This is a genomic window from Photobacterium sanguinicancri, assembly GCF_002265265.1.
Classification (GTDB): Bacteria; Pseudomonadota; Gammaproteobacteria; order Enterobacterales; family Vibrionaceae; genus Photobacterium; species Photobacterium sanguinicancri.
This window is the reverse complement of record NZ_NOIF01000269.1, coordinates 1-4,508: the sequence shown is the minus strand read 5'-3', so window position 1 is coordinate 4,508 and position 4,508 is coordinate 1. Positions and strand designations below refer to the sequence as shown.

Annotated in this window: 3 protein-coding genes and 1 pseudogene; 1 reads left to right on the top strand and 3 read right to left on the bottom strand. The window is 41.1% G+C overall.

Annotation, left to right across the window (positions count from 1 at the left end; translation table 11 throughout):
• Positions 1-542 precede the first annotated feature (542 nt).
• Positions 543-737 (bottom strand): hypothetical protein, encoded by a 195-nt coding sequence (locus ASV53_RS22845; protein WP_141226298.1) that lies wholly within the window; start codon positions 735-737, stop codon positions 543-545.
• 1,027 nt (positions 738-1,764) lie between these two features.
• Here ASV53_RS22845 and ASV53_RS26075 point away from each other — a divergent pair.
• A pseudogene (locus ASV53_RS26075) lies at positions 1,765-2,211 on the top strand (IS110 family transposase); the annotation flags it as partial.
• A 319-nt stretch (positions 2,212-2,530) separates the two neighbouring features.
• On the opposite strand, the gene ASV53_RS22840 reads toward ASV53_RS26075, so the two are convergent.
• Together ASV53_RS22840 and ASV53_RS22835 are read right to left on the bottom strand one after the other, a co-directional pair.
• Positions 2,531-3,337 (bottom strand): HNH endonuclease, encoded by an 807-nt coding sequence (locus tag ASV53_RS22840; protein WP_094958820.1) that lies wholly within the window; start codon positions 3,335-3,337, stop codon positions 2,531-2,533.
• A gap of 353 nt (positions 3,338-3,690) precedes the next feature.
• Positions 3,691-4,431, bottom strand: coding sequence for a hypothetical protein (locus tag ASV53_RS22835; protein ID WP_094958819.1), 741 nt, complete (start codon positions 4,429-4,431; stop codon positions 3,691-3,693).
• Positions 4,432-4,508 lie beyond the last annotated feature (77 nt).

The window sequence follows — 4,508 nt, the reverse complement described above, 5'->3', positions numbered from 1 at the left end:
TATTTTTTTATCATGTTCAACAGTAATATCTTTTACCTCATGGTTTAAACTTGAAAGCCATAAAGTAACCTGTTTTTCAAACTGAGTTGGCGAAATGTCTAGATCCGCTTCAAACCACGGTGGTAATCTTTTTTTCAATTGAACGTCCTTATGTAATACAAAAGCTAATCCGAGAATATAACGCCTTGGCATAAGGTGCGCCAACGCTGAACTTACAAAACCAAATACACTTCAAACCAAAACCGCCGAGTGTTAAGCGTCACCTTAATGCCTTTGTTACCCGGCCGTTTGACTTGGCTAAAGCAGCTTGCCTGCCATGATGAAATGCAATTAAAAACGGCGCTTATTAAGCGCGACAAACACCCAACTCAAGGCAGACAAATTCAAAACTATAACCACGAAAATTACTGCGCGTTTACCCACAAAATAGCGGCTACGATAAAGTTAGCACTACGGTTTACCTAGTGAAGCCGCACCTTACATTTACGATGAAATTGATAACAACGCAGCCCAAACTAAAGCCGCGAACAACACCCACAATTCTATTTCTTTCGGCAACCACCAAAATGTAACCACTTCCCTGCCAGCGCACCGACCACAATATTGAAAGCGGCTATCCTCGAAAATGGTGCGGCAATAGCTGAGAAATTTAAGAACTGGTGAGCACGCGGAGCATCAACCGCCACGGCCGAACCATGGTTAGAGCCAAATACAGAAGTTGGCGCGGTTACCAGCAAACATTCACGCAAGTCGTTGAGACGTTTAAAAATAAGAAGCCGCTATAAACAATGAACGATTCTTACTGCATACGAATTTATCTGGAATTGACCAATTCACAGCGACTGCGGAGTTAAGTACACAAAAAGAACTCAACCAAGTCGGGTAACGCCTTGGCATAAGGTGCGCCAACGCTGAACTTACAAAACCAAATACACTTCAAACCAAAACCGCCGAGTGTCAGGCGTCACCTTAATGCCCTTGTTACCCGGCCGTTTGACTTGGGTTAAGCAGCTTGCCTGCCATGATGAAGTGCAACTAAAAACTGCGCTGATTAAGCGCGGCAAACACCCCACTCAAGGCTGACAAATTCAAAACTATAACCACGAAAATTACTGCGCGTTTACCCACAAAATAGCGGCTACGATGAAGTTAGCACTATGGTTTACCTAGTGAAGCCACACCTTACATTTGCGATAAAATTGATAAAAAGGCAGCCAAAACTAAAGCCGCGAACATCGCCCACAATTTTACTGCTTTCGGCAACCACCAAAATGTAACCACTTCCCTACCAACGCACCGACCTCAATATTGAAAGCGGCATTCCTCGAAAATGGTGCGGTAATGGCTGAGAAATTTAAGAACTGGGAGTACGTAGAGCATCAACCGCCACGGCCGAACCATGGTTAAAACAAATAAAGAAGTTGGCGCGGTTACCAGTGAATATTCACGCAAATCATTGAGACGTTTAAAAATAAGAAGCCGCTATGAACGACTAACGATTCTAACTGCATACGAGTTTATCTGGAATTGACCAACTCACAGCAACAGCGGAGTTAGGTAAGCAAAAAAAACTCAACCAAGTCGGGTAACGCCTGCAATAAGGTGTGCCCCTCGGAGCTAGCAAAGCACACCGAACTCCGTACCAAAACCGCCGAGTGTAACGCATCACCTTGATTGCTTTGATACTTATTGAGCCTTCTCCGACAACATGCCCCAAAGGAGTATGCTGGAAGGCGACTAAACCAAAAAACGGAGAAGACTCATATGCAATTCTATACGAAGAACCACCCTTATTACTGCGGGATAGATCTCCATGCCCGTTTCTTTATATGTCTGCATCATCAACCATGATGGTGAAATATGTATCCATCAAGAGATTAAAGCCTCACCTGAACATTTAATGAGAATTCTTGAACCCTATATCGGAAATATTATTGTCGGCGTTGAATGTATGCATTGCTGGTATTGGTAGCCGACTGGTGCGAAGACAATGCGGTCGACATTATTCTCGGACATGCTTTGTACATGAAAGTAATTCACGGCGGTAAAGCTAAAACCGACTAAATTGATTCCTTTAAAATAGCCAAACTACTTCGTGGGGATACATTCCCTGTCGCCTATCATTACCCTAAATCAATGCGTGCTACACGTGACTTATTACGTCGCCGAATGAAAATTCGGCGTCATGATGCAATGCTCAAAGCGAACGTTTGCACCCGCACTGAGCCTGAAATCAACTGGAACGAATGTCGTAACCATCACTCTTTGAATAGTGCCAGATGTGGGTTACCCGATAAATGTCTAGCGACCCTGTTTCACCGCAATGGAATGCAACTAAACAGGCAGCAGTTGAGACTGCGTAAGAGATCCTAAATATGTGTTTGCCGCAAGCGTAACTTGAAGGCCATTCTGACTCACGAAGAGGATGCGCTTGTTAATCTACTTTTAGTCGACCACTAACGCGGTCGATAGGATCCACCTGCCGCTTGACGCCCGAAGGCTCATATGTGTCATGTGCGTTCTTATTATATTAACTCTTAAGCCTATGTTTTCGATGCCAGGAAAGATACTTAATTTGTGGTTTATTAACTGTAATTATTTCTTTACCAGTGAGCCCATAAGCCTTCATTTCACATCTGGATAAGCCATTAATAATTATATTACCATCATCATTAAAGCTTATTATTCCATCCTCAAATAAGCCATCATAGTTAGGAGATAGACATAGACCGTTTGCAATATCCACTTTTTCATGGTTTTCAGAATCTGCCCAAGGCTTGATATGAGACGCTATTAAATTTCGACTAATGTTGGAATTAATAAGGCACCTGTTACCAGCGCAAGCCTTTACTTTCTTAGCATATGTACTGTGTCCAATTCTTTGTTTAGTCAGCGCACTTTTCTCATACTCTGTATAATCCTTGCTACCGGTAACCACGCTTATAGTATTAATTAGATCTTCATCACCCTGAGAGAGCACTTTTTCCCAATTCCCAGCGATATGCTGGAGCATTTCAAACCCTTCATCGTTATATTTAACGTAAGTTGAAGAGCTTTCTCGAGGTAATTTTCCATAAAGCTTCTCAAATAAACTCGTTTCTTTTAGGCTTATTGCGACTCGAGTTCTACCACTATAGTGTTTTCCTGTACCGATAGTAATGTGCTTGGCTACTGGGTGACTGATGTGAATTTCTGCAGTGGTAACAGCATCAGTTGACCAACAGCGTATATACTTTACCTCTAAACAATCTACTAGCTGCTTAATTCGGTCAAAAATGGGATAACCCGTAACCTCTAAGAAGTCTTCCACCGAAAGTTTTTTTGAAAACTGCTCCATTACTGTTCCTCAATATACTGATAGCACCTAACGTCTGTCACTTACGAATCCCCAAAAAATACCTTTGTAGTTCAATAAGTAGACACGCACCTTACCTTTTGATCTAATGAATTCACCATAAACACAAAAGATTGAAAGCAAGATGCGTGATATCCAAATTCTACACGAGCCGCAAGAAAATCAATGCCCTAGCATTCACAAAAAGAGACTCTAATCGCTCATGGCCTCAGTGCACTTGAAGGCCATTCTGACTAGCGAAGAGGACGCGCTTGTTAGTCGACTGTCAACCGCTAACACGGTCGATAGGATCCACTTTGCCGCTTGAGGCCCGAAGGCTCATATGTATTGAATGCTTAATGTTCTGAGATCAGTGACCAACGTTGCTGATTATCAACGCTTAAAACCAGTAAGCGCATATTAAAGTAACTACCATTTGATACATGATCACGAATTACAACAATCAAATCCTCAATTTCATCATTATTGAGGTCTCCTCTACCAATAATACCAACCTCTTGATATCCGCCAATGTGATAATACGTAAAGCTTGACTCAGAGTTTTTTTTGAAACTCGTAATAGGTGTAACATCAGACCAATACTTTAACTCTGGGTTTTGATTACTTCGTTTCGACTCTGCTGATGAAGTTATAAAAGATAATGGCTTCGGCCAAAAGTCAGGCGAACTTTCTTTTAATATAGGAATAGGTAAATAGCTTAACTTCGATGGTTTTGCACTTAACATTAACCTTGATGCTTCACACATAACCTTTAGCTCAAGATAAGCATTCATCTCATATGGTTTTACTGTTAGTGCTTCAGGAGATGAGCCTATAAAATAGTCATCACAAGAAGATAAACTTAACTCATGCCCGCCATTTGTCCTAACTACTATTTCAGAATACCAAGGTTCTTTTATTAACGTCGATAATTCATCTACATTAATTAACTCCACATTGGAAGATAAAAGCTCAGGTAAAGTTAGGCCATCAGCCAATGATACAGGTATTTTTTCAATTGCATTACACGCACTAATTGAAAGCATGGCTATGAACGATATTGGCAAAATAAAAAAACAACATGATTTATTGCTCATTTTTCACCTTCTTTTTTTTAGCTTCTTCTCTTTTTATCTTGTCTGCTGCCGCCTTCAAAATTAAATTTTTTACATAT

Coding starts and splice junctions, on each gene's coding strand:
- ASV53_RS22840 (WP_094958820.1), bottom strand. CDS start 3,337: ATGGAGCAGTTTTCAAAAAAACTTTCGGTGGAAGACTTCTTAGAGGTT.
- ASV53_RS22835 (WP_094958819.1), bottom strand. CDS start 4,431: ATGAGCAATAAATCATGTTGTTTTTTTATTTTGCCAATATCGTTCATA.